We start from the raw sequence: 20,520 nt of genomic DNA, 5'->3' as shown, positions 1-20,520 counted from the left end.
GAGACACCGCGGCCGCCACCCGCGCTGTCAGGGGCGCGGGAGTCTGTGCCGTACGGCGCGCCGGGCGGCGCCGAACGGCCGTACCGGGCTCAGCCCTTGGTGCCGCCCGCGGTCAGACCGGTGACGAGGTTCTTCTGCACGAGGTAGAAGAACGCGGAGACCGGTATCGCGATGAGCACCGCGGTGGCGGCCATCAGGTTGCGCTGGGCGTCGTGTTCGCTGACGAAGCTCTGGAGGCCGACGGCGAGGGTGTACTTCTGGTCGTCGAGGAGGAACGTGGTGGCGAAGGCGACCTCGCCGAACGCCGTGATGAAGCTGTAGAACGCGGCGACCGCGAGCCCCGGCTTGGCGAGCGGCAGGATCAGCCGGGCGAAGGTGCCGAACGGGCTGAGCCCGTCCACGCGTCCGGCCTCGTCGATCTCGAACGGGATGGTGTCGAAGTAGCCCTTGAGGAGCCAGGCGCAGTACGGCACCGCGGTCGAGCAGTAGACCAGGATCAGACCGAAGTAGGTGTCGATGAGCTGGAGGTCCGACAGGATCTGGTACATCGGCACCATCAGCACGGCGACCGGGAACATCTGGGTCACCAGCAGCACCCACATGAACTTGCGGTACGCCGGGAAGCGCATGCGGGAGACCGCGTAGCCGGTGGTGGCGGCGATCAGCACGCCGATCACGGTGGTGCCCAGCGCGACGATCATCGAACTCTTCAGCCAGTCGAAGAAGTTCGTGTGCTGGAGGACGTAGGAGTAGTTGTCGAAGGTCATCTTCGACCAGATGCGCCCGGGGTGGAGGTAGTCGTCCTTGTCCGGGCCGAGGGAGAGGAAGACCAGCCAGGCGATCGGGAAGAGCGCGATCAGTCCGGCGACGGTCAGCACGCCGTGCGAGGCGAGCGTGGCGGCGAGCCCGGTCCTCTCCCGGCCGCGGGCCTTGCCCGGTGCGGGGGCCGGCGGGCGTTCGGTCGCGTCGGCGGGGGTCTCGGCGGTGGTGGTGCTCATGGGGACTCCTGCCTCAGATCGCGAGCTGCTGGTCGTTGCGGTTCAGCCAACGGCGGTAGAACGAGGTGAAGACGACCAGGATGGCCAGCAGCAGGATGCCGTAGGCCGCCGACTGGGCGAAGTCACGCGGTTGCTGTCCGAAGCCGAGGTAGTACGCCCAGGTGACCAGGATCTGCGCGTCGGGGGCGGTGTCGCCGAACAGCAGGAAGATCACGGCGAACTGGTTGAACGTCCAGATGATGCCGAGCAGGACGACGGTGGAGCTGACGGAGCGCAGTCCGGGCAGCGTGACGTAGCGGAAGCGCTGCCAGGCGTTGGCGCCGTCCATCTCGGCCGCCTCGTAGAGGGTGGTGTCGATGGACTGGAGGCCGCCGAGCAGGGAGACCATCATGAACGGCACCCCGCACCAGGTGTTGACCATGATCGCGGCGAACCGCTGCCAGAAGGTGTCCTCCAGCCACAGCGGCGTCGGCAGGTGCAGCGTCTCCAGCGCGGAGTTGATGATGCCGCCGTCGGCGAGCATGAACCGCCAGCCGAAGACGGTGACGAAGGTCGGCACCGCCCAGGGCAGGATCAGCACCAGCCGGTAGAAGGTGCGGCCGCGCAGCTTCTGGTTGAGCAGCAGGGCCAGGCCGAGACCGATGAAGTAGTGCAGGGCGACACAGGCCGCGGTCCACACGATGGTCCAGATGAAGTGGGACCAGAAGCGGTCGTAGGAGGTCGGGCCCCACAGGATGTCGGCGTAGTTGTCCAGGCCGATGAACTTGTAGGTGGCCGCGATCTCGTTGACGCCGATCGTGCGGGCGGTGTTGAGGCTGTTGGCGTCGGTGAGGGTGAGATAGAAGCCGTAGGCCAGCGGGTACAGCACGAGGACGCCGAGGACGACGACCACGGGGGCGATCATCGCGTAGGCGTACCAGTGCTTCTGGTAGCCGTGCTTCAGACGCTGGCCCAGCCCGTTCCGGGGCGCGTCACCGCGGCGCTTGCCGGTCGCGCGGTCGATGGCGACTGTCATGGTTCGACACCTTCTAGAAAGATCTGCGGATCTGCGGATCTACGAGCCTGAGGTCCTGCGGCTCGGGCGGCTCGGTGCTTCGCTGATCGTGGGGCGGCGGGGAGTCGGTGCGGGGTGGGCACGGCGGCGGTGGCCGCCGGATCACCCGCCTGTTCGGGCGGGACGCTCCGGCGGCCACCCGCGGCTCACTTGCTGAAGTCCGGGACCAGCTTGGCGATGGCGGTCTCGGCGGTGCTCAGCCCCTTGTCCAGGGACTCCTTGCCACCGGCGATCTTGGGCAGTTCGGTGTCCAGCGGGCCCCACAGGGAGCTGTACTCCGGCAGCGCGGGCCGCGGCTGGGCGTTGCCGAGCACGGTCTGGTAACCGGCGATGCCCGGGTCGGCCTTGACCTCGGCGGTGTAGGCGTCGTCGCGCGTCGGCAGCGTGCTGTTCTTCTGCGCGGTGGTGGCCTGCGAGGCGGCGGAGGTCATGAACTTGAGGAACTTCAGGGACGCCTTCTGGTGGGCGGCGTCGGAACCGGCGTAGACCGAGAGGTTGTGGCCGCCGGTCGGGGCGCCCGCCTTGCCGCTGGAACCGGCCGGGACGGGGGCGATACCGAGGTTGTTCTTGTCGGTGAACGCCGAGCCCTTGTAGAAGTTCGTGATCTCCCACGGGCCCTGGACGATCGCGGCGACTTTGCCGTTGACGAACGCGTCCTGGATGTGGGCGTAGGCGTCGGCGGTGGTGTCGGCCTTGTGCAGGCCCTTGCCGTCGAAGAGGCCGAGCCAGGTGCCGTACGCCTTCTTCGCCTCGGGCGAGGCGACGGTGATCTTCTTGGCGTCGGCGTCGACGGTGTCGGTGCCCTCGCCGTAGAGGAAGGACTGGGCGTAGTAGGCCTGGGTGGAGCCCCAGTAGCCGTCGACGCCGGTCTTGTCCTTGACGGTGGCGGCGGCCGTCTTCAGCTCGTCCCAGGTCTTGGGGGCGGCGACGCCGGCCTTGGCGAAGAGCGCCTTGTTGTAGACGAGCGCGAGGGTGTCGGTGACGATCGGGACGCCGTACGTCTTGCCCTCGTACTTGGCCTGCTCGATCAGGTTGGGCTTGAACTTGTCCTGCTCGGCGAGGGCCTCGGTGCCGTCCAGCGGCAGGAAGAAGCCCTTCTTCGCGAAGGCGGGGGTCCAGCCGACCTCGGAGCGCAGCACGTCGGGGGCGCCCTTGGAACCGGCGGCGGTGTCGAACTTGTTCTGCGCCTGGTCGAACGGGACGTTGACGTACTTGACCTTGATGTCCTTGTTGGCGGCCTCGAACTCCTTGACCAGGGCCTGGTACGTCGGCGCCTCGTTCGTGGCGTTGGAGGTGTCCCACCAGGTGATGGTGACCGGACCGTCGGCCGAGTCGCCGCTGTCGTCACTGCCGCCGCAGGCCGTCGCCGCGAGGGCGAGGGACGCCACCAGCGCGGTGGCCGCTATGCCACGCCGCATGTGTTTCTCCTTGAGGGTGAAAGCCCGTGTAGCTACAGAGGCCGGCCCCGTCCGCCGGCTCTGTCGACTTGCCGACTGCGCCGTTGCCGCCGCCGGGCGACGTGAACGTAACAGCGCTGTAAGCGTTGCGAAAGACCTTGCAGAAAAAAAGTGCAAGGGATCACCGAAGTTATCCGCGTGTGACCTCCCGGCGACCGTCGTGAGACGCTTGTTTTACAAGGGCGGAGCAGGGTGGAGCGGGTTGTGGAAGACTCTGCAAGGTCTTGCCGTCACTTTCCCGAGGGAGCGCGATGACCCAGCAGCCAGGCCGCGGCCGCCCAACGGGTCGTCCCCGGCGCCGGATTGGTGGGCAAGGAGACACCTGGCCGGTACAGTCGCATCCCGTGACCACACGGCTTGCCGACATCGCCGCTCAGGCGGGTGTGAGCGAAGCGACCGTCAGCCGCGTCCTCAACGGGAAGCCGGGCGTCGCCGCCACCACCCGCCAGTCCGTGCTCGCCGCCCTGGACGTCCTCGGCTACGAGCGCCCGGTGCGGCTGCGGCAGCGCAGCGCGGGCCTCGTCGGGCTGATCACGCCGGAGCTGGAGAACCCGATATTCCCCGCCCTGGCGCAGGTCATCGGGCAGGCACTGACCCGCCAGGGCTACACGCCGGTGCTCGCCACCCAGACGCCGGGCGGCTCCACCGAGGACGAGCTGACCGAGATGCTGGTGGACCGCGGCGTCGCCGGGATCATCTACGTCTCCGGCCTGCACGCGGACACCACCGCCGACACCCAGCGCTACGAGCAGCTGCGGGCGCAGGGCGTGCCGTTCGTCCTGGTCGACGGCTTCTCCCCCAAGGTGCAGGCGCCGTTCATCTCCCCCGACGACCGGGCGGCGATGACCCTCGCGGTGACCCACCTCGCCTCGCTCGGGCACACCCGGATCGGGCTGGCCCTCGGGCCGAAGCGGTTCGTGCCGGTCCAGCGCAAGATCGAGGGCTTCGTCCGGGCCATGCAGGACCAGTTCGGCCTGGACGCGGAGACCGTCGAGGCGGATCTCGTCCAGCACTCTCTGTACACGCTGGAGGGCGGGCAGGCCGCGACGGCGGCCCTGATCGACCGCGGCTGCACGGCGGTCGTCTGCGCCAGCGACATGATGGCGCTGGGCGCGATACGGGCGGTCCGCCAGCGCGGCCTCGACGTGCCGACGGACGTGTCGGTGGTCGGCTTCGACGACTCCCCGCTGATCGCGTTCACCGACCCGCCCCTGACCACGATCCGCAAGCCGGTCCCCGCGATGGGACAGGCGGCCGTACGCACCCTCCTGGAAGAGGTCGGCGGCACCCCGGCCCCGCACAGCGAGTTCGTGTTCATGCCGGAGCTGGTGGTCCGCGGTTCGACGGCGTCCGCGCCGGGGGACCGCACGCGCCCCTGAGAGCGCTCGCCCTCCTCCCTGACTCCTCCCGGTCTAGGCCCCAGGCGTCTGCCCGGAGGAGAACATGCGGGTCGGACGGCACCGGGGGATGATCGGGGCAGATGGCTTTTCTGGCAGACTCTGTGTCCATGGGTGATTCGACCGTGACGCCACCGGAAGGCCGTGACCAGGGCCGTTCGCAGCCCGTCACGGCCCCGTTGCGGGTGCGTCTGACGGAGCGGGCGCGGCGGCTGCGCACCCCGCGACGGCCGCGCCTCTGGTTCGAGATCCTGCTGATCGCGGTGAGTTACTGGACGTACTCCCTGATCCGCAACGCGGTGCCCGAGCAGAAGGCCGAGGCGCTGCGCAACGCCGACTGGATCTGGCGGACCGAGCACCATCTCGGGCTCGCGTTCGAGCTGTCCGTGAACCATGCCGTGAACTCGGTGACTTGGCTCATCGTCGGCATGAACTACTACTACGCCACCCTGCACTTCGTGGTGACGCTCGGTGTCCTCGTGTGGCTGTACCGCACCCAGCCCGGCCGGTACGCGGCGGCCCGGCTCGCCCTTTTCGCGACGACCGCCGTGGCCCTGGTCGGCTACTACCTGTATCCGCTCGCTCCCCCGCGGTTGATGAACCACACCGACTTCGTCGACACGGTCGTCGTCCACGAGACCTGGGGGTCGATGGCCTCCGGTGACCTGAAGAGCATGTCGAACCAGTACGCCGCGATGCCGTCGATGCACATCGGCTGGTCGCTGTGGTGCGGTCTCACGCTCTTCGCGCTGGCCTCGGTCCCGTGGGTACGGGTGCTGGGTTTGCTCTACCCGGTGGCCACCCTGGTGGTGATCGTCGCCACCGCCAACCACTTCTGGCTGGACGCGGTCGGCGGCGTGCTCTGCCTCGCCTTCGGCTTCACCGTCGCCCGCCTCTGGTACGGCGCCCTGCCGTACGCCCTGCCGAAGATCCCCCCTGGGCCGGGGGCCCGGCGGACGCTCCGGCCGTCGGAGTCGTAGAGCCTGTCGGCGGGCCCCGCCGGGGGGCGTCCCGGCCTGCGGGGCGTTCTCAGGGCCGGTCGCCGTAGAAGTGGGTGTCGACGACCTGGCGGGCGAGGCGGGCGGTGCGGCGGTAGTCGTCGAGCATGTCGCCGACACGGCCGGGGCCGTAGCCGAGGTAGCGGCCGACGGCGGCCAGCTCGCGCGGGTCGGAGGGGAAGGTGTCCCCGGCGCGGCCGCGCACCAGCATCACCGCGTTGCGGACGCGGGTGGCCAGCACCCAGGCCTCGTCCAGCGTCGCGGTGTCCTCCTCGGAGAGCAGCCCGCAGGCGTGGGCGGCGGCGAGCGCGGCCCGCGTGCGGGTGGTCCGCAGGCCCGGCTCCCGCGCCCCGTGCCGGAGCTGGAGGAGCTGCACGGTCCACTCGACGTCCGAGAGGCCGCCCGGACCGAGCTTGGTGTGCAGCTTGGGGTCGGCGCCGCGCGGCATCCGCTCCGACTCCATGCGCGCCTTCAGCCGCCGTATCTCCCGGACGGCGTCGTCGCCGAGTCCGGCGGGCGGGTAGCGCAGCGGGTCGATCAGTTCGACGAACTCTCGCCCCAACTCCTCGTCCCCGGCGACGGGTTCGGCCCGTAGCAGGGCCTGGGACTCCCAACCGAGGGACCAGCGGCGGTAGTAGGCGGCGTAGGAGGGCAACGTCCGCACCAGCGGCCCGGACTTGCCCTCCGGGCGGAGGTCGGCGTCGATGAGGAGCGGCGGGTCGGCGCTGGGCAGCTGGAGCAGGCGCCGTATCTCCGACACGACGGTGCCGGCGGCGCGGGCGGCCTCCTGCTCGTCCGCTCCCTCGCGCGGCGCGTGCACGAAGAGGACGTCGGCGTCGGAGCCGTAGCCCAGTTCGTGGCCGCCGAAGCGGCCCATGCCGATGATGGCGAAGCGGGTGGGCAGGGTGTCGCCCCAGCCCTCGCGGACCACGGCGCGCAGCGTCCCGGCCAGGGTCGCGGCCGTGAGGTCGGAGACCGCGGCGCCGACCAGGTCGACGAGCGCGCCCTGGTCGGCCTCGGCGGGCTGGCTCTCGGTGCCGTAGGAGCCGACGATGTCGGCGGCGGCCGTACGGAACAGTTCGCGGCGGCGGACCCCGCGCGCGGCGGTCACGCCCTGTTCGGCGGTGGACGCGCGGCGGACCGCGGCGAGGACCTCCTGCTCCAGGTGGGCCCGGCCGCGCGGGGTGAGCCCGCCGGTGCCGCCGTCGCCGTCGCCGAGCAGGGCGACCGCCTCGGGGGCGCGCATCAGCAGGTCGGGGGCGAGCCGCCCGGCCGACAGGACGCGGGCGAGGTTCTCGGCGGCGGCGCCCTCGTCGCGCAGCAGCCGCAGGTACCAGGGGGTCTTGCCGAGCGCGTCGGAGACCTTGCGGAAGTTGAGGAGGCCCGCGTCCGGGTCGGCGGAGTCCGCGAACCAGCCGAGCAGCACGGGCAGCAGGGTGCGCTGGATGGCGGCCTTGCGGGTGACGCCGGAGGCCAGCGCCTCCAGGTGGCGCAGCGCGGCGGCGGGGTCTGCGTAGCCGAGGGCGACCAGCCGCTCGCGGGCGGCGGCCGTGCTCAACCGGGTCTCGCCGGAGGCGAGTTGGGCGACGGAGTCGAGCAACGGCCGGTAGAACAGCTTCTCGTGGAGCCGCCGGACGACGGAGGCGTGCCGCTTCCACTCCCGGTTCAGCTCGGTCACCGGGTCGCTGCGCAGGCCCAACGAGCGTCCCAGGCGCCGCTGGTCGCCCTCGGCCTCGGGGACGAGGTGGGTGCGGCGCAGCCGGTAGAGCTGGATGCGGTGCTCCATGGAGCGCAGGAAGCGGTACGCCTCGTCGAGCTGGACGGCGTCGGCGCGGCCCACGTAGCCGCCCGCGGCGAGGGCCCTGAGGGCGTCGAGGGTGGTGCCGCTGCGCAGGGAGGCGTCGGCCCGGCCGTGCACCAACTGGAGGAGCTGCACGGCGAACTCGACGTCCCGCAGGCCGCCGGGGCCGAGCTTCAGCTCGCGGTCGATCTCGGCGGCGGGGATGTTCTCGACGACGCGGCGGCGCATCTTCTGCACGTCGGTGACGAAGTTCTCCCGCTCGGCGGCCTGCCACACCAGCGGCTCGACGGCGGCCACGTACTCGGCGCCGAGCGTGAGGTCGCCCGCGACCGGGCGGGCCTTCAACAGGGCCTGGAACTCCCAGGTCTTGGCCCAGCGCTGGTAGTAGGCGAGGTGGCTGCTGAGGGTGCGGACCAGGGGGCCGTTGCGGCCCTCGGGGCGGAGGTTGGCGTCGACGGGCCAGATGGAGCCCTCGACGGTGGTCTCGGAGCAGATCCGCATCATGTGCGAGGCGAGCTTGGTGGCGGCGCGCAGCGCCTTGCCCTCGTCGGCGCCGTCGACGGCCTCGCCGACGAAGATGACGTCGACGTCGGAGACGTAGTTCAGTTCGTGGCCGCCGCACTTGCCCATCGCGATGACGGCGAGCCGGCACTGGGCGGCGTCGTCGGGGGCGTCGGCGCGGGCCAGGGCGAGCGCGGCGCGCAGGGTGGCGGTGGCGAGGTCGGCCAGTTCGGCGGCGGTCTGCGCGACGTCGGTGGTGCCGCAGACGTCGCGGGCGGCGATGGAGAGCAGGCAGCGCCGGTAGGAGACGCGCAGGGCGACCGGGTCACCGGCGTCGGCGAGGCCGCGTTCGAACTCCTCCACCCCGGGGTGGAGGTCGCGTGGCTCGTACGTGACGAGGGCCTCCCAGTCACGCGGGTGCCGGGCGAGGTGGTCGGCGAGGGCGGCGGAGGCGCCGAGCACCCCGAGCAGGCGGTCGCGCAGCGGCTTGGCCGCGATCACCGTGTCGAGCAGTTCGCGGCGGGCCGTGGCGCCGGGCTGGGCCTCCAGGAGACGGACCAGGCCGTGCAGGGCGAGGTCGGGGTCGGCGGTGCGGCCCAGGGCCTCCAGCAGGACGGGGTCGTTGCGCACCTCGGACAGCTCGGCGCCGTCGAGGAGGCGTTCGGCGGCGGAGGCGTCGGTGAAACCGTGCCGCAGCAGCCGGGTGAAGGTGCTGCTTCTGCGTCCGGGCGCCGTCATCGCCGGTCCTCCTGTCGGGTCAAGGTCCGGATCAAGGTCGTACGCAATGAGCGTAGCTCGGGTGGTGGGGGCGGGCTCCGTGGTGGGGCGGGGAACCGGTCAGGGGGGCGGGGAACCGGTCGGGGGGCAGGCCGGTCGGGGGCAGGGAACCGGTCGGGGGCGGTTTCCGGACCATCACGCTCCGGTGCACGCTTCCCACGTCTCGGTGGCGGACCGCCCGGTTTTCGGCTTCGGTGAGGGGGAGCCGTCCGGCCAGACCCGACGGCGCCTCGCCCGACCGCCGCCGCCCCGGGCGGACCGGGGCCGGTCGACGCCGACTTGGAGGACCCGTCCATGCAGTACACGCTCGAAGTGATCCCGCTGCCGGTGAGTGACATCGACCGGGCCCGCGACTTCTACCGCGACAAGGCCGGTTTCCACGTGGACATCGACCAGGAGGTGATGCCGGGCATGCGGATCGTGCAGCTCACGCCGCCGGGCTCGGGCTGTTCGATCGCACTGGGCGACAGCCTGTGGGACACCATGGACGGTCCCCGCCCGGCCCCCGGCTCCTACCAGGGCCTGCAACTGTGCGTGACCGACATCAAGGCGGCCCACGCCGAGCTGGTCGAGCGCGGCCTGGAGGTCACGGAGCCGGTCCAGTACACCCCGGACGACGGCGCGACGTTCATGTACTTCAAGGACCCGGACGGCAACGGCTGGGCGATCCAGGAGTACCGCCGCCGGGCGACGGAGCCGCTTCACGAGCTGCTGGCGTCCCAGGCCACCGGATAGCCGCCCGGCCCCACCGGTTTCCCTGCCCGCTCCCGGCCGTCCCCCGCGCTCGTCGCCGCGCTCTCCTGCCCGGCGCCCCGCGCGGGGGACGGCCTAGCCGACGACGCCGTACCCCTGGGGCCGGTCCGGTGGGGCGGTGGTGAGGCCGAGGTCGGCGCGCATGATCTGCCGGGTCTCGTAGAGCTTCTCCGAGGCCCGGTCGAGGCTGCCACGCAGCGCGTCGAGGGGGTCCGCGTCGTCCGCCGCCTCCCCGTCGCCGTGCAGCACGAGGTGGTTGTAGAGGTGGTGCAGCAGCTGCACCAGGTCGCCGACGGGGCGGAGCACGGTGTCCGAGGCGGTCATCTGCGCGGCGGCGTACGCGGCACGGACACCCGCCCGCCCCTCGGTCATCCGCTCCCGCAGCTCCCCCACGGCCCGCCCGCGCTCCAGCGCCTGCAACGCCAGCCGCAGATCCGAGTAGTAGTCGCGCAGCGCGCGGTTGAGTTCCCCGTACGAGGCCCGCCGCATCTCCAGATCAGCGGTGAACCGCTCGTCCGTCCGCTGCTCACGGGCCTGCTGGACGACGTGATCCAGCTCCATCTTCTTGGCCCGCATCGCGGACCGATGGGACAGCACACCGGAGAAAAGGGTCCCGAGAATACCCACGATGCCGATGATCAGGGAGCTGGTCGTCGCACTCATGCGGGAGAAGGTAGTGGGCGGCGGGGTGGCTGCCCAGGGCGGTCCGCCGGGAGCCGACGTCGGCCGGCCGGGAGACCCCGACCGGCCGGGACCGGCTACAGCACCGGCAGGTTCTTCCGCAGTTCGAACGCGGTGACCTCGGAGCGGTACTCCTCCCACTCCTGGCGCTTGTTGCGGAGAAAGAAGTCGAAGACGTGTTCGCCGAGGGTCTCGGCGACGAGGTCGCTGCGCTGCATGAGGTTGAGGGCCTCGCCGAGGTTCTGCGGGAGGGGCTCGATGCCCATCGCGCGGCGTTCGGCGTCGGAGAGGGCCCAGACGTCGTCCTCGGCGCCCGGCGGCAGCTCGTAGCCCTCCTCGACGCCCTTGAGACCGGCGGCGAGCAGCATGGCGTACGCGAGGTAGGGGTTGGCGCCGGAGTCGAGGGAGCGGACCTCGATGCGGGCCGAGCCGGTCTTGCCGGGCTTGTACATGGGCACGCGGACCAGCGCGGAGCGGTTGTTGTGGCCCCAGCAGATGTACGAGGGGGCCTCGCCGCCCGCGCCCGCGGTGCGCTCGGAGCCGCCCCAGATGCGCTTGTAGGAGTTGACCCACTGGTTGGTGACGGCCGAGATGTCGGCGGCGTGCTTGAGCAGGCCCGCGATGAAGGAGCGGCCGACCTTGGAGAGCTGGTACTCCGACCCGGACTCGTAGAAGGCGTTGCGGTCGCCCTCGAAGAGGGAGAGGTGGGTGTGCATGCCGGAGCCGGGGTGCTCGGAGAACGGCTTCGGCATGAACGTGGCCTGCACGCCCTGCTCCAGCGCGACCTGCTTCATGACCAGGCGGAACGTCATGATGTTGTCGGCGGTGGAGAGCGCGTCGGCGTACCGCAGGTCGATCTCCTGCTGGCCGGGGGCGCCCTCGTGGTGCGAGAACTCGACCGAGATGCCCATCGACTCCAGCATGGTGATCGCCTGGCGGCGGAAGTCCATGCCGATGTTCTGCGGGGTGTGGTCGAAGTAGCCGGAGTTGTCGGCGGGGGTGGGGCGGGAGCCGTCGAGGGGGCGGTCCTTCAGCAGGAAGAACTCGATCTCGGGGTGGGTGTAGAAGGTGAAGCCCAGGTCGGAGGCGCGGGCGAGGGCGCGCTTGAGGACGTAGCGCGGGTCCGCGAAGGACGGGGAGCCGTCCGGCATGAGGATGTCGCAGAACATGCGGGCGGTGCCGGGGGCCTCGGCGCGCCAGGGCAGGACCTGGAAGGTGGACGGGTCCGGCTTGGCGATCATGTCGGATTCGTACACACGGGCGAAGCCCTCGATGGCGGAGCCGTCGAAACCGATGCCTTCGTCGAACGCCTGTTCAAGTTCGGCGGGGGCCACGGCGACGGACTTGAGGAAGCCCAGCACGTCCGTGAACCACAGGCGTACGAACCGGATGTCGCGCTCCTCCAAGGTCCGGAGCACGAACTCCTGCTGCTTGTCCATCTTCCGCTTCCCCATCCTTGCTGGTCAGGCCGCCTGATCTCCCCGCGCGCGGGAGGCGGTCGGGCACCTGAGCATCCCACCACAACACCGTTTCGTGCGCGTTGCGCACCTTGATCGTCCGGCCGACCGCGCGGTGAACGCCTCGGGTACGGCAGGTGTACCGCTCGGGACACTCCTGTCGCCCATCTTGCCCGCTCGGGGCGACGGGCGTAACGCCTCCCCCGCCCGGACGCGCCGCCGGTCCGCCCCGGCCCGCCGCCCTGCCCGCCTCCGGGCCGTCTCCCGACCGGTTCCCGGGGCCCGCCTTGGCCGTGACCTGCCTACGTCTTTTCGCCTCTCCCCTATTACGATCTGTTGACCCGAAGAAGTCGACCCGCCCGCCTCACCCGCACCACTCCCCCTCCCGCATCCCAGGGTCCGACCGCACCGCCCCCCACCGCCCGCCCTTTCACCGAAGGACAGACCCCATGGGTTCCGCCAAGAAGAACGACAACGCGGCGCGCAAGGCGCGCATAGCGGAGATGCGGCGTGCCGAGCAGGCGCGTGAGCGGCGCAACCGCATCCTCACGATCACCGCGAGCGTCGTCGTGGTCGCCGGTCTCGTCGCGGGCACCGTCTTCCTCGTGCAGTCGCAGTCCGACGACGACTCGGCCGCCGCCGACGGCAAGACCGCGGGCAAGTTCGTGACCGGCGCGGACGGGGTGAAGACGTGGAAGGGCACCCTGGGACGCACCCACGTCGCCAAGACGGTGAAGTACCCGGTGGAGCCCCCGGTCGGCGGTGACCACAACCAGGCCTGGATGAACTGCAACGGCGACGTCTACACCAAGGCCCTCAACAACGTGAACGCGGTGCACTCGCTGGAGCACGGCGCGGTGTGGGTGACGTACAACAGTAAGGCCCCGAAGGCCGACGTGGACGCGCTGGCGGCGAAGGTGAAGAAGACGCCGTACACGCTGATGAGCCCGGTCGAGGACCAGGCCGACCCGATCATGCTGACCGCGTGGGGGCACCAGCGGACGGTGACCGGGGCGGACGACAAGAACGTGGACACGTTCTTCCAGAAGTACGTGCAGGGTGAGCAGACGCCGGAGCCGGGCGCCGCGTGCACGGGCGGTCTGCCGCAGTGAGGTACGCGGGAGTCGCCGTGGCCGCGGCGGGGGTGCTCGTCGCGGCGGGCGCGATCAGTTACTCCGTCGCCGGGGACAACGGCTCCGACGTCCCGGCGGCCGAGTCGGCGGACGCCGGTTTCGCGCGGGACATGGCGATCCACCACCAGCAGGCGGTCGAGATGTCGTACATCGTGCGCGACCGCACGAAGGACGTGGACGTGCGGCGCCTCGCGTACGACATCGCGCAGACGCAGGCCAACCAGCGCGGCATGATGATCGGTTGGCTGGATCTGTGGGGTCTGCCGAAGGTGTCGGCGAAGGAGCCGATGGCCTGGATGGACATGGCGGGCATGGCCTCCGGCGAGGACGGCGCGCTGATGCCGGGCATGGCGACGGACGCCGAGATGAAGAAACTGGGCGAGCTGAACGGCCGTCAGGCGGAGGTGTTCTTCCTCCAGTTGATGACCGACCACCACAAGGGCGGCATCCACATGGCCGAGGGCTGTGTGGAGCGGTGCACGGTGGGCGTGGAGAAGCGGCTGGCGCAGGGCATGGTGGAGGCCCAGCAGTCGGAACTCCAGTTGATGGCGGACCTGCTCAAGGAGCGGGGCGCGGCGCCGCGTTCGTAGGACGTGGCGCCTCGTCCGTGGCGCGTGGCGCCGCGCGCAGGGGGCGTGGGCGTGACCCCGCCTTCGTGGGCGTGGCCCGACTTGGTGGGCGTGGCCCCGTGGCCCGTACGGGCGTCACGTCGGCCCGTAGCGGACGATTTCCCCCACGAGCCCCCAATCCTCCGCACACCGGAGTGACTTGGGGGCTTCTTGGGGTGGATGGGGTTCTTCTTGGCCTCGGGTTTCCCCTGACATGAACGGATCATCGCCAGAGTGGCGACCGTCGGTGACCGACCGGCGACGAACCACTCCCAGGGGGTCCCATGAGATCCAACCGCGCCGCGCTGCGCGCCGCGACGAGCCTGGCAGCGACCCTGCCCCTGCTCGCCGGCGCGCTGGCGTTCGGCATACCGGCCGCGCACGCCGCGCCCGGTCCGGCCCGCGACACCCTGACGGGCACCCGGCCCGCCTGGGCCACCGCGAAGGCCGACCGGGGCGCGACCGCGGACACCGCGCCGGTCTCCGCCCGCGTCTACCTCGCGGGCCGGGACGCGGCGGGCCTCGCCGCCTACGCGCGCGCCGTGTCCGACCCGGCGTCCGCCGCGTACGGCTCCTACCTGTCCGCCGCGCAGGCGCAGGCCCGCTTCGGCGCGAGCCCGGCGCAGGTGGCGGCGGTGAAGGCCTGGCTGACCGGCGCCGGACTGAAGGTGACGGCCACCACCCGCCGCTACGTCGCGGTGAGCGGCGAAGTCGCCGCCGCCGAGAAGGCGTTCGGCACGCAGCTGCACAACTACACCAAGAGCGGCCGGACCTACCGCGCCCCGTCGGCGTCGGCGTCCGCGCCCGCCGGTCTGGACGGTGCCGTCCTCACGGTGACGGGCCTGGACAACGCCCCGCACCGGGCCTCGGCGAAGGAGCAGCTCCCGCCGCCGGACGAGGTGTTCAAGAACGCGGGCCCGTTCTCGACGTACCACGGCTCGAAGGTCGCGCGGGACCTGCCGAAGGCGAACGGCAAGCGTCTGCCGTACGCGGTACGGGGCTACACGGGGCGCCAGTTGCGGGCCGCTTACGGCGCGGGCAGCCGGACCGGCAAGGGCGTGCGGATCGCGATCACCGATGCGTACGCCTCCCCCACGCTCGCCTACGACGTGGCGAGTTACGCCCGCAAGCACGGCGACGCGGCCTGGAAGACCGGGCAGTTGAGCCAGGTCCTGCCGGGTGACTACACGCGTACGGAGGAGTGCGGGGCGGCGGGCTGGTACGGCGAGGAGACCCTCGACGTGGAGGCGGTGCACGCGCTGGCCCCGGCCGCGGACGTCACGTACGTCGGCGCCGCGTCCTGCTACGACGACGACCTCCTCGACTCGCTCAGCAAGATCGTCGACAACCACCTGGCCGACATCGTCTCCAACTCGTGGGGCGACATCGAGGCCAACCAGACGCCGGACCTGGCCGCCGCCTACGACCAGGTGTTCCAGTTCGGCGCCGTCGAGGGCATCGGCTTCTACTTCTCGTCCGGCGACGACGGCGACGAGGTCGCGAGCAGCGGCACCAAGCAGGTGGACACCCCGGCCAACTCGGCGTGGGTGACGGCGGTCGGCGGGACCTCGCTGGCCGTCGGCAAGGGCGACTCCTACCTGTGGGAGACCGGCTGGGGCACGGACAAGGCCAACCTGTCGGCGGACGGCCGCAGTTGGACGGACTTCCCGGGCGCGTTCACCTCGGGCGCGGGCGGCGGGACCAGCCGTACGGTGCCGCAGCCGTACTACCAGCGGAAGGTGGTCCCCGCCGCGCTGGCGCGGGCCAACAACGCGGCGGGCAACCGGGTCGTCCCGGACATCGCGGCGATCGCCGACCCCAACACCGGTTTCCTGGTGGGCCAGACGCAGACCTTCGCGGACGGCAGCCAGCGCTACTCCGAGTACCGCATCGGCGGCACGTCGCTCGCGGCGCCGGTCATCGCGGGCGTCCAGGCCCTCGCCCAGCAGGCCCGCGGCCGGGCCCTCGGCTTCGCCAACCCGGCGATCTACGCCCGTTACGACTCGAAGTCCTACCACGACGTCACGGACACCCCGCGCACGTCGTCCCCGCTGGCGGTGGTCCGTGTCGACTACGCCAACTCGCACGACGCGACGGAGGGCCTTCTCACGTCGGTCCGCAGCCTCGGCAAGGACAGCTCCCTGTCGGCGGTGAAGGGCTACGACCCGGTGACCGGCGTCGGCAGCCCGCGGCCGGGCTACGTGGAGTCGTACCGGCGGAAATAGCGCGCGGGGCGCCGTAGTCCGCGGGCGCCGCAGTACGCGTGGCGCGGCGCGACGGGGGAGGCGCGCGGCAGGGGCGGTCGGTCACGGGAAGGGTGACCGGCCGCCCCGGTGCGCGGGGGGAGGGCGCCGTTCAGCACTGCACGGTGAGCCGTGCCCGGTCGAACCGGCGGGCGGCGAGGTCCTCGGGGCGGATCAGCCAGTAGAGGGTGCCGTCGTCCGGGGAGGTCGTCCTGGCGCTGCCGTCGCTGCTGAACTGGGTGAGCAGGACCCAGCGTTCGGCTTCCCGGTCCAGGAACCGACCGCCCTCCGCGTGAAGGCCTCCCTCGGCGGCGGCCGTCCCCCCGGCGATGTCGTACTCCACCGGCCCCTGGACGGGCAGCGCGTGTCCGCCGACCTGGTGCCCGATCCGGGTACGCAGCCGCCGGAACGCCCGCAGGAACGGCTTGAGTTCGGCCGGGGTGTCCCGGGGATGAGGCCAGTGCCGGTCGTCGCCGAGCAGGGCCCGCCGCGCCTGGGGGAGCCCCAGGTCAGGAGCGCTCTCCTCGACATCGGCGGCGAGCGCCACGCGGGGGAAGGCCTCGATCTCCGGAGGCGTGTCGACCGGAGCGACCGGCGTCCCCTGAGGGACGTACACCACCCGGGCCCCCGCCCAGCTCTCCGGATCGTCGACCGAGACGAAGGCGTCCTCGTCCGCCCGGCTGTCGAAGTGGAAGAAGAGCAGCGTCCCCGCCGTCGGGAACGCCTCCGGCAGCCCCGCGCGAGGCAGCGCGTCACACCGCACCGACGCGACGAAGGACAGCGGCCCGTACCCGTCCCACTCGGGCCAGCCGACCCCGCCCGGAAGCTCCGGACTCCCCCCGAGGACCGCCACGGCCTCCTCCCCGCCGACGGCGACCCGAAGACGTACGCACGGCCGCAGGAGCGCCGTCCAGCGCGCGACAAGACCACCGGAAAGCCACTCGGCGGCAAGCCGCGCGTACTGCTGATCAGTCATGCCTCCTATGGTCCCCGACACCACTGACAGCTCCTGTCTGCGCTCCCCTGCCGACGTGGTCCGGGGCCATGTAGCGTCGGGGCCAGGGGGGATGAAGTGAACTTCGACGAGAACGAACCGCAGTCTGTCCGGGAGGAACGCTTCGCCGCGGAGCGGGCCGAACGCCGAGAGACACGCAAGGCTGCGCCGCTCGACTCGCGGGGAGCCCACCTCGGCGTGGCCATCGTGACCATCGCCCTGGTGCTCCTCGGCTGGAACGGGAAGCTGGTCGCTCTGGGCGTCGTCGGCGGAGTCTTTCTGCTCTGGTTCTCCACAGCCCTCGTATGGGCCCACGCCGACGGGGACCACGGACGACACGCACTCCAGCGCGCGTACAACGTCACTTTCGGATGGGGCGACGGGTTCTGAGCGCCAAGACCAAACCCGAGGGCGGAGATATGACCTTCGAGGCGTTGAGGTCTGCGCTGGCCCAGGACGGCTCCCTCAGCGGGCCCGCGGCCCTGGCCGCTCTGCTGTCGGGCGCGCGGTGGGAGGTCCCCGCGCATACGGCCTCGGCCCGTACGTTGTGGGCGATCTGGTGCGGACGGCTGGACGTACTGGTGGAGACCGGAGGGGGTGATCCGGGTCGGCTGGAGAGCCTGGCTCAGGCGGTGGACGAGCTCCACGACGCGGGAGACACGCGGGTGTACATGGCCACGGTCACCGACCCGCCCCGCCGGTTCCACGTCTGCCTCTCGGACGACCTCACCCGCTGTGTCGGGGCGTGGGAGGGCCGCGTGAAAGAGCAGACCCCCCGAACGGCGGCCTGAAGCACGGCGGTCAGGTCCTCCTGGGTACCCGATCCTGAGTGCGTGGCTGACCGCGATCAGGCTCGGCGTGAACTCACCGGACCGGAACGGGCCGCACCGACGTGGTTCACGGGAAGTACAGCGCCGCCTTCTCCAGTACATGCCCCGTGAACATGCCGCCCCACGCGATGCGGCCCCGGTACATCGTCGTGCGGGTCGTGGTCGGGGTGGTCTCGATCGTGAGGGGGCGGCTGATCAGGGTGGTGTCGAGGATGCGGGCGTCCTGGGCGGCCCACTGGGACGCCTCGGGGTGGACGCGGGCGCTGACCAGGGCGGGGAGGACCAGGGCGGCGTTGCGGGCGCCGGGGATGCCGCCGCGGAGGTTCTTGGCGTAGCGCATCGCCCACGCGCTGAACTCGCCGAGCGCGTTCAGGTCGACCTCGGGGACGGCCGCCGCGAAGACGAACAGCTGGGCCTTCGTGCCGAACCAGCGGACCTTGCGGTCGGCGCGGCTGCCGATCAGGACCGGGTGGTCGTTCCACTGCGACGAGGTCACCGTGCAGCGGTCGGCCGTCAGCCGGGCCTGGAGGGACGTGAGGTACGCGGTCGCCGCGTCGGCCGTCGGCCCGGTCGGTCCCGTCGCATGCTGATTCATGCGCGCATCCTCCAACACCCTTACCGGACAAGGGAAGAGGAGCACGAAAGCCTCCGGGCCGGGTGGGCTACGGCGCGGTTCGGCCTCCGTACCGTCTCCCCGGGGCCCCGTCGGTTCACGCCACCGTGTACTCCGCGTCCCCGAAGTCCGCGACCACACGCAGACGGCCGCCCAACGCCTCCACGTACGCCCGGAGCGTCGCCACCTCGGTCCGGTCGAGTTCGCCGTGCTCGATCGCGGAGACGCGAGGCGCCGAGACTCCCATGGAGGAGGCCACCTGGCGCTGGGTCAGCGCCTGTTCCCGTCGGACTTCGGCGAGCCTGTGCGCACGCACCTCCGCGGTCAGCCTGTCCATGGCCGCCCGCTTCTCCCGGGTCGAGCGCACCGGCAGTCCGGCGGCTGCACGCCGCTCGCGCGCCTGACGCTTGACCTCGTCCCACTCGACTGCGCTCATTCGTACTCCCTGACTCCAAGATCATTCACGTGCGCCCGGTACCGCGCTTCGGCGATCGGAACGTTCACGTCGTACCAGCGCTGCCAGTTACCGGACTTGTCCCCTGCCACCAGAAGGACCGCGCGGCGCACCGGATCGAAAGCGAAGAGGATTCTGATCTCGCTGCCTCCGGATGAGCCCGGTCTCAGCTCCTTCACATGATGATTGTCGGAGCCCTTGATCCGATCGACCAGTGGACGGCCGAGCGTCGGGCCCACCGCCGCCAGCATGTCGATCACGTCTTCCACCTGCTCGGCGCTGGCCCAATCCTCATCGGCCGGGGCGCGCAGCGCGCCCCCGCCCCGCTCACCCCCGTACCGTCTCCCCCTCCGCGTCCACCGCCACCTCGGCCGCCACGCCCGGCAGTGCTCCCGCGACCACGCGGGCCTCCGGGAAGGGCGACGGACCCGCGGCGCCCGGCGCGTCGGCCGCCGCCCTGCGGCGGTCCACCGCCCACGCCGTTCCGGCGACCCCCAGGCCCAGGACCGCGAGGCCCGCTCCGGCGACCGCCGGGGAGGTCGCGCCGAGGCCCGCGGCCAGGGCGAGGCCGCCGACCCAGGCGCCGCCCGCGTTGGCGAGGTTGAAGGCCGCCTGGTTGGCGGAGGAGGCGAGGGAGGGGGCGGAGGACGCCTTCTCCATGACCATGAGCTGGAGGGGGGAGCCGGTGGCGAAGGCCGCGACGCCCAGGAGGATCACGGCCAGCGCCGCACTCCACTGCGTCGCCATGAGGACCGGGAACAGGGCCAGGACGACGACCAGCGCCGTCAGGCCACCGAAGAGCGTGCCGCGCATCGTGTGGTCCGCGAGGCGGCCGCCCAGCAGGTTGCCGATCGTCGCGCCGACGCCGAACAGCGACAGCAGCACGGTGACCGTCGAGTCGGCGTAGCCCGCCGCGTCGGTCAGCATCGGCGTGATGTAGCTGTACGCGGCGAAGAGCGCGCCGAAGCCCGCGACCGTCGTGCCCAGGGCCAGCCACACCGGCAGCGAGCGCAGCGCGGCCAGTTCGCCGCGCAGACCGGCCGCCACCGGGGCCCCGCCGGCCCCGGCACCCCGGCCGCCGTCGGCACCGGCACCAGCACCGGCCTCCGCACCCGCGCCCTCAACCTCCCGCTTCTCCCCGGGGATCAGCAGCGCCAGCGACGCGATCGCCGCCAGGCCGATCACGCCGACGCCGAGGAACGTGGCCCGCCAGCCGAGGTGTTGGCCGACGAGGGTGGCGACGGGGACGCCCGCGACGTTGGCGACGGTGAGGCCGAGGAACATCAACGACACCGAGCGGGCCTTGCGTTCGGGGGCGACCAGGGTGGTGGCGACCACCGCGCCCACGCCGAAGAAGGCGCCGTGCGGGAGTCCGCTGAGCAGGCGTGCCGCGAGCAGCCAGTTCGCGTCGGGCGCGAGGGCGGAGAGGACGTTGCCCGCGACGAAGAGGGCCATCAGGCCGATGAGGACGGTACGGCGGGACATCCGGGCGGTGACGGCGGCGAGCAGCGGGGCGCCGATGACGACGCCGAGCGCGTACGCGGAGACCTGGTGGCCCGCCGCGGGTATGGAGATGCCGAGGTCGTCGGCGACGTCGGGCAGCAGGCCCATCATCGCGAACTCGGTGGTGCCGATACCGAAGGCACCCACGGCCAGGGCGAGCAGGGCCAGAGGCATGACGGACGGGCCTTTCGCAGCGGGGAGGGGACGGAGGAGACAGGGCGCGTCTCCGGGCGGAGACGGGCAGGCGGAACGGCACGACGGACGGGGA

The 20,520-nt window shown here is 71.7% G+C and carries 19 protein-coding genes; 8 read left to right on the top strand and 11 right to left on the bottom strand.

The annotated features are described in order from the left end of the window. Positions 1-89 precede the first annotated feature (89 nt). From ACIQPQ_RS03640 to ACIQPQ_RS03630, 3 genes are all read right to left on the bottom strand, one after another. The gene (locus tag ACIQPQ_RS03640; protein WP_401299206.1) at positions 90-998 is read right to left on the bottom strand and encodes a sugar ABC transporter permease; all 909 of its coding nucleotides are present in this window, start codon (positions 996-998) and stop codon (positions 90-92) included. Between the two features lie 13 nt (positions 999-1,011). Next, the gene (locus tag ACIQPQ_RS03635) at positions 1,012-2,013 is read right to left on the bottom strand and encodes a carbohydrate ABC transporter permease (RefSeq protein ID WP_401299203.1); all 1,002 of its coding nucleotides are present in this window, start codon (positions 2,011-2,013) and stop codon (positions 1,012-1,014) included. 185 nt (positions 2,014-2,198) lie between these two features. After that, positions 2,199-3,470, bottom strand: coding sequence for an extracellular solute-binding protein (locus ACIQPQ_RS03630; RefSeq protein ID WP_401299200.1), 1,272 nt, complete (start codon positions 3,468-3,470; stop codon positions 2,199-2,201). A gap of 383 nt (positions 3,471-3,853) precedes the next feature. Between ACIQPQ_RS03630 and ACIQPQ_RS03625 the strand changes: the two genes are divergently transcribed. Together ACIQPQ_RS03625 and ACIQPQ_RS03620 are read left to right on the top strand one after the other, a co-directional pair. Then, entirely contained in the window at positions 3,854-4,888 is a 1,035-nt protein-coding gene (locus ACIQPQ_RS03625) for a LacI family DNA-binding transcriptional regulator (RefSeq protein ID WP_383771577.1), read from the top strand. Positions 4,889-5,016: 128 nt separating this feature from the next. Continuing rightward, a complete protein-coding gene (locus ACIQPQ_RS03620; RefSeq protein ID WP_401299197.1) occupies positions 5,017-5,886 on the top strand; it encodes a phosphatase PAP2 family protein in 870 nt (289 codons plus the stop codon). A 49-nt stretch (positions 5,887-5,935) separates the two neighbouring features. Here ACIQPQ_RS03620 and ACIQPQ_RS03615 read toward each other — a convergent pair whose 3' ends face one another. Further along, on the bottom strand, positions 5,936-8,944 hold the full coding sequence (locus tag ACIQPQ_RS03615) for a bifunctional [glutamine synthetase] adenylyltransferase/[glutamine synthetase]-adenylyl-L-tyrosine phosphorylase (RefSeq protein WP_401299194.1): 3,009 nt from the start codon (positions 8,942-8,944) through the stop codon (positions 5,936-5,938). 333 nt (positions 8,945-9,277) lie between these two features. On the opposite strand from ACIQPQ_RS03615, the gene ACIQPQ_RS03610 reads away from it, so the two are divergent. Next, positions 9,278-9,718, top strand: a complete 441-nt coding sequence (locus ACIQPQ_RS03610) for a VOC family protein (protein ID WP_401299191.1) — start codon at positions 9,278-9,280, stop codon at positions 9,716-9,718. A 93-nt stretch (positions 9,719-9,811) separates the two neighbouring features. Here the strand turns inward: ACIQPQ_RS03610 and ACIQPQ_RS03605 are convergent, their stop codons facing one another. Together ACIQPQ_RS03605 and glnA are read right to left on the bottom strand one after the other, a co-directional pair. Then, positions 9,812-10,399 (bottom strand): hypothetical protein, encoded by a 588-nt coding sequence (locus ACIQPQ_RS03605; protein WP_401299188.1) that lies wholly within the window; start codon positions 10,397-10,399, stop codon positions 9,812-9,814. A 95-nt stretch (positions 10,400-10,494) separates the two neighbouring features. After that, positions 10,495-11,856, bottom strand: coding sequence for a type I glutamate--ammonia ligase (glnA, locus tag ACIQPQ_RS03600; RefSeq protein WP_383771568.1), 1,362 nt, complete (start codon positions 11,854-11,856; stop codon positions 10,495-10,497). A 467-nt stretch (positions 11,857-12,323) separates the two neighbouring features. On the opposite strand from glnA, the gene ACIQPQ_RS03595 reads away from it, so the two are divergent. The 3 genes from ACIQPQ_RS03595 to ACIQPQ_RS03585 all read left to right on the top strand — a co-directional run bounded on the left by ACIQPQ_RS03595 (position 12,324) and on the right by ACIQPQ_RS03585 (position 15,840). Continuing rightward, positions 12,324-12,986, top strand: coding sequence for a DUF3105 domain-containing protein (locus ACIQPQ_RS03595; protein WP_401299185.1), 663 nt, complete (start codon positions 12,324-12,326; stop codon positions 12,984-12,986). After that, the gene (locus tag ACIQPQ_RS03590; protein ID WP_401299183.1) at positions 12,983-13,597 is read left to right on the top strand and encodes a DUF305 domain-containing protein; all 615 of its coding nucleotides are present in this window, start codon (positions 12,983-12,985) and stop codon (positions 13,595-13,597) included. Before ACIQPQ_RS03595 ends, ACIQPQ_RS03590 begins: the two co-directional genes overlap by 4 nt. A 302-nt stretch (positions 13,598-13,899) precedes the next feature. After that, positions 13,900-15,840, top strand: coding sequence for a protease pro-enzyme activation domain-containing protein (locus tag ACIQPQ_RS03585; protein ID WP_401299181.1), 1,941 nt, complete (start codon positions 13,900-13,902; stop codon positions 15,838-15,840). Positions 15,841-15,970: 130 nt separating this feature from the next. On the opposite strand, the gene ACIQPQ_RS03580 is transcribed toward ACIQPQ_RS03585, so the two are convergent. Continuing rightward, positions 15,971-16,834, bottom strand: coding sequence for a DUF1963 domain-containing protein (locus ACIQPQ_RS03580; protein WP_401299178.1), 864 nt, complete (start codon positions 16,832-16,834; stop codon positions 15,971-15,973). A gap of 96 nt (positions 16,835-16,930) precedes the next feature. Between ACIQPQ_RS03580 and ACIQPQ_RS03575 the strand changes: the two genes are divergently transcribed. Together ACIQPQ_RS03575 and ACIQPQ_RS03570 are read left to right on the top strand one after the other, a co-directional pair. Further along, positions 16,931-17,242: a hypothetical protein gene (locus ACIQPQ_RS03575; RefSeq protein ID WP_401299175.1), complete on the top strand. Its 312-nt coding sequence runs from the start codon at positions 16,931-16,933 to the stop codon at positions 17,240-17,242. 29 nt (positions 17,243-17,271) lie between these two features. After that, positions 17,272-17,643: a hypothetical protein gene (locus ACIQPQ_RS03570; protein ID WP_401299173.1), complete on the top strand. Its 372-nt coding sequence runs from the start codon at positions 17,272-17,274 to the stop codon at positions 17,641-17,643. Positions 17,644-17,749: 106 nt separating this feature from the next. Here ACIQPQ_RS03570 and ACIQPQ_RS03565 read toward each other — a convergent pair whose 3' ends face one another. From ACIQPQ_RS03565 to ACIQPQ_RS03550, 4 genes are all read right to left on the bottom strand, one after another. Next, positions 17,750-18,277, bottom strand: a complete 528-nt coding sequence (locus ACIQPQ_RS03565; protein ID WP_401299170.1) for a hypothetical protein — start codon at positions 18,275-18,277, stop codon at positions 17,750-17,752. Positions 18,278-18,392: 115 nt separating this feature from the next. Continuing rightward, entirely contained in the window at positions 18,393-18,731 is a 339-nt protein-coding gene (locus tag ACIQPQ_RS03560; RefSeq protein ID WP_401299167.1) for an XRE family transcriptional regulator, read from the bottom strand. Continuing rightward, positions 18,728-19,009, bottom strand: a complete 282-nt coding sequence (locus tag ACIQPQ_RS03555; RefSeq protein WP_401299164.1) for a type II toxin-antitoxin system RelE/ParE family toxin — start codon at positions 19,007-19,009, stop codon at positions 18,728-18,730. Before ACIQPQ_RS03555 ends, ACIQPQ_RS03560 begins: the two co-directional genes overlap by 4 nt. Before the next feature lie 67 nt (positions 19,010-19,076). After that, entirely contained in the window at positions 19,077-20,426 is a 1,350-nt protein-coding gene (locus tag ACIQPQ_RS03550) for an MFS transporter (protein WP_401299161.1), read from the bottom strand. Between the last annotated feature and the right edge of the window lie 94 nt (positions 20,427-20,520).

Source organism: Streptomyces sp. NPDC091281 (assembly GCF_044757425.1).
Lineage (GTDB): Bacteria > Actinomycetota > Actinomycetes > Streptomycetales > Streptomycetaceae > Streptomyces.
This window is presented reverse-complemented; position numbering and strand designations above follow the sequence as displayed.

Bases quoted from the DNA above. Each gene is read 5' to 3' on its own strand.
- ACIQPQ_RS03640 (WP_401299206.1), bottom strand. From the start codon at position 998: ATGAGCACCACCACCGCCGAGACCCCCGCCGACGCGACCGAACGCCCG.
- ACIQPQ_RS03635 (WP_401299203.1), bottom strand. From the start codon at position 2,013: ATGACAGTCGCCATCGACCGCGCGACCGGCAAGCGCCGCGGTGACGCG.
- ACIQPQ_RS03630 (WP_401299200.1), bottom strand. From the start codon at position 3,470: ATGCGGCGTGGCATAGCGGCCACCGCGCTGGTGGCGTCCCTCGCCCTC.
- ACIQPQ_RS03620 (WP_401299197.1), top strand. From the start codon at position 5,017: ATGGGTGATTCGACCGTGACGCCACCGGAAGGCCGTGACCAGGGCCGT.
- ACIQPQ_RS03615 (WP_401299194.1), bottom strand. From the start codon at position 8,944: ATGACGGCGCCCGGACGCAGAAGCAGCACCTTCACCCGGCTGCTGCGG.
- ACIQPQ_RS03610 (WP_401299191.1), top strand. From the start codon at position 9,278: ATGCAGTACACGCTCGAAGTGATCCCGCTGCCGGTGAGTGACATCGAC.
- ACIQPQ_RS03605 (WP_401299188.1), bottom strand. From the start codon at position 10,399: ATGAGTGCGACGACCAGCTCCCTGATCATCGGCATCGTGGGTATTCTC.
- glnA (WP_383771568.1), bottom strand. From the start codon at position 11,856: ATGGACAAGCAGCAGGAGTTCGTGCTCCGGACCTTGGAGGAGCGCGAC.
- ACIQPQ_RS03595 (WP_401299185.1), top strand. From the start codon at position 12,324: ATGGGTTCCGCCAAGAAGAACGACAACGCGGCGCGCAAGGCGCGCATA.
- ACIQPQ_RS03585 (WP_401299181.1), top strand. From the start codon at position 13,900: ATGAGATCCAACCGCGCCGCGCTGCGCGCCGCGACGAGCCTGGCAGCG.
- ACIQPQ_RS03580 (WP_401299178.1), bottom strand. From the start codon at position 16,834: ATGACTGATCAGCAGTACGCGCGGCTTGCCGCCGAGTGGCTTTCCGGT.
- ACIQPQ_RS03570 (WP_401299173.1), top strand. From the start codon at position 17,272: ATGACCTTCGAGGCGTTGAGGTCTGCGCTGGCCCAGGACGGCTCCCTC.
- ACIQPQ_RS03565 (WP_401299170.1), bottom strand. From the start codon at position 18,277: ATGAATCAGCATGCGACGGGACCGACCGGGCCGACGGCCGACGCGGCG.
- ACIQPQ_RS03560 (WP_401299167.1), bottom strand. From the start codon at position 18,731: ATGAGCGCAGTCGAGTGGGACGAGGTCAAGCGTCAGGCGCGCGAGCGG.
- ACIQPQ_RS03550 (WP_401299161.1), bottom strand. From the start codon at position 20,426: ATGCCTCTGGCCCTGCTCGCCCTGGCCGTGGGTGCCTTCGGTATCGGC.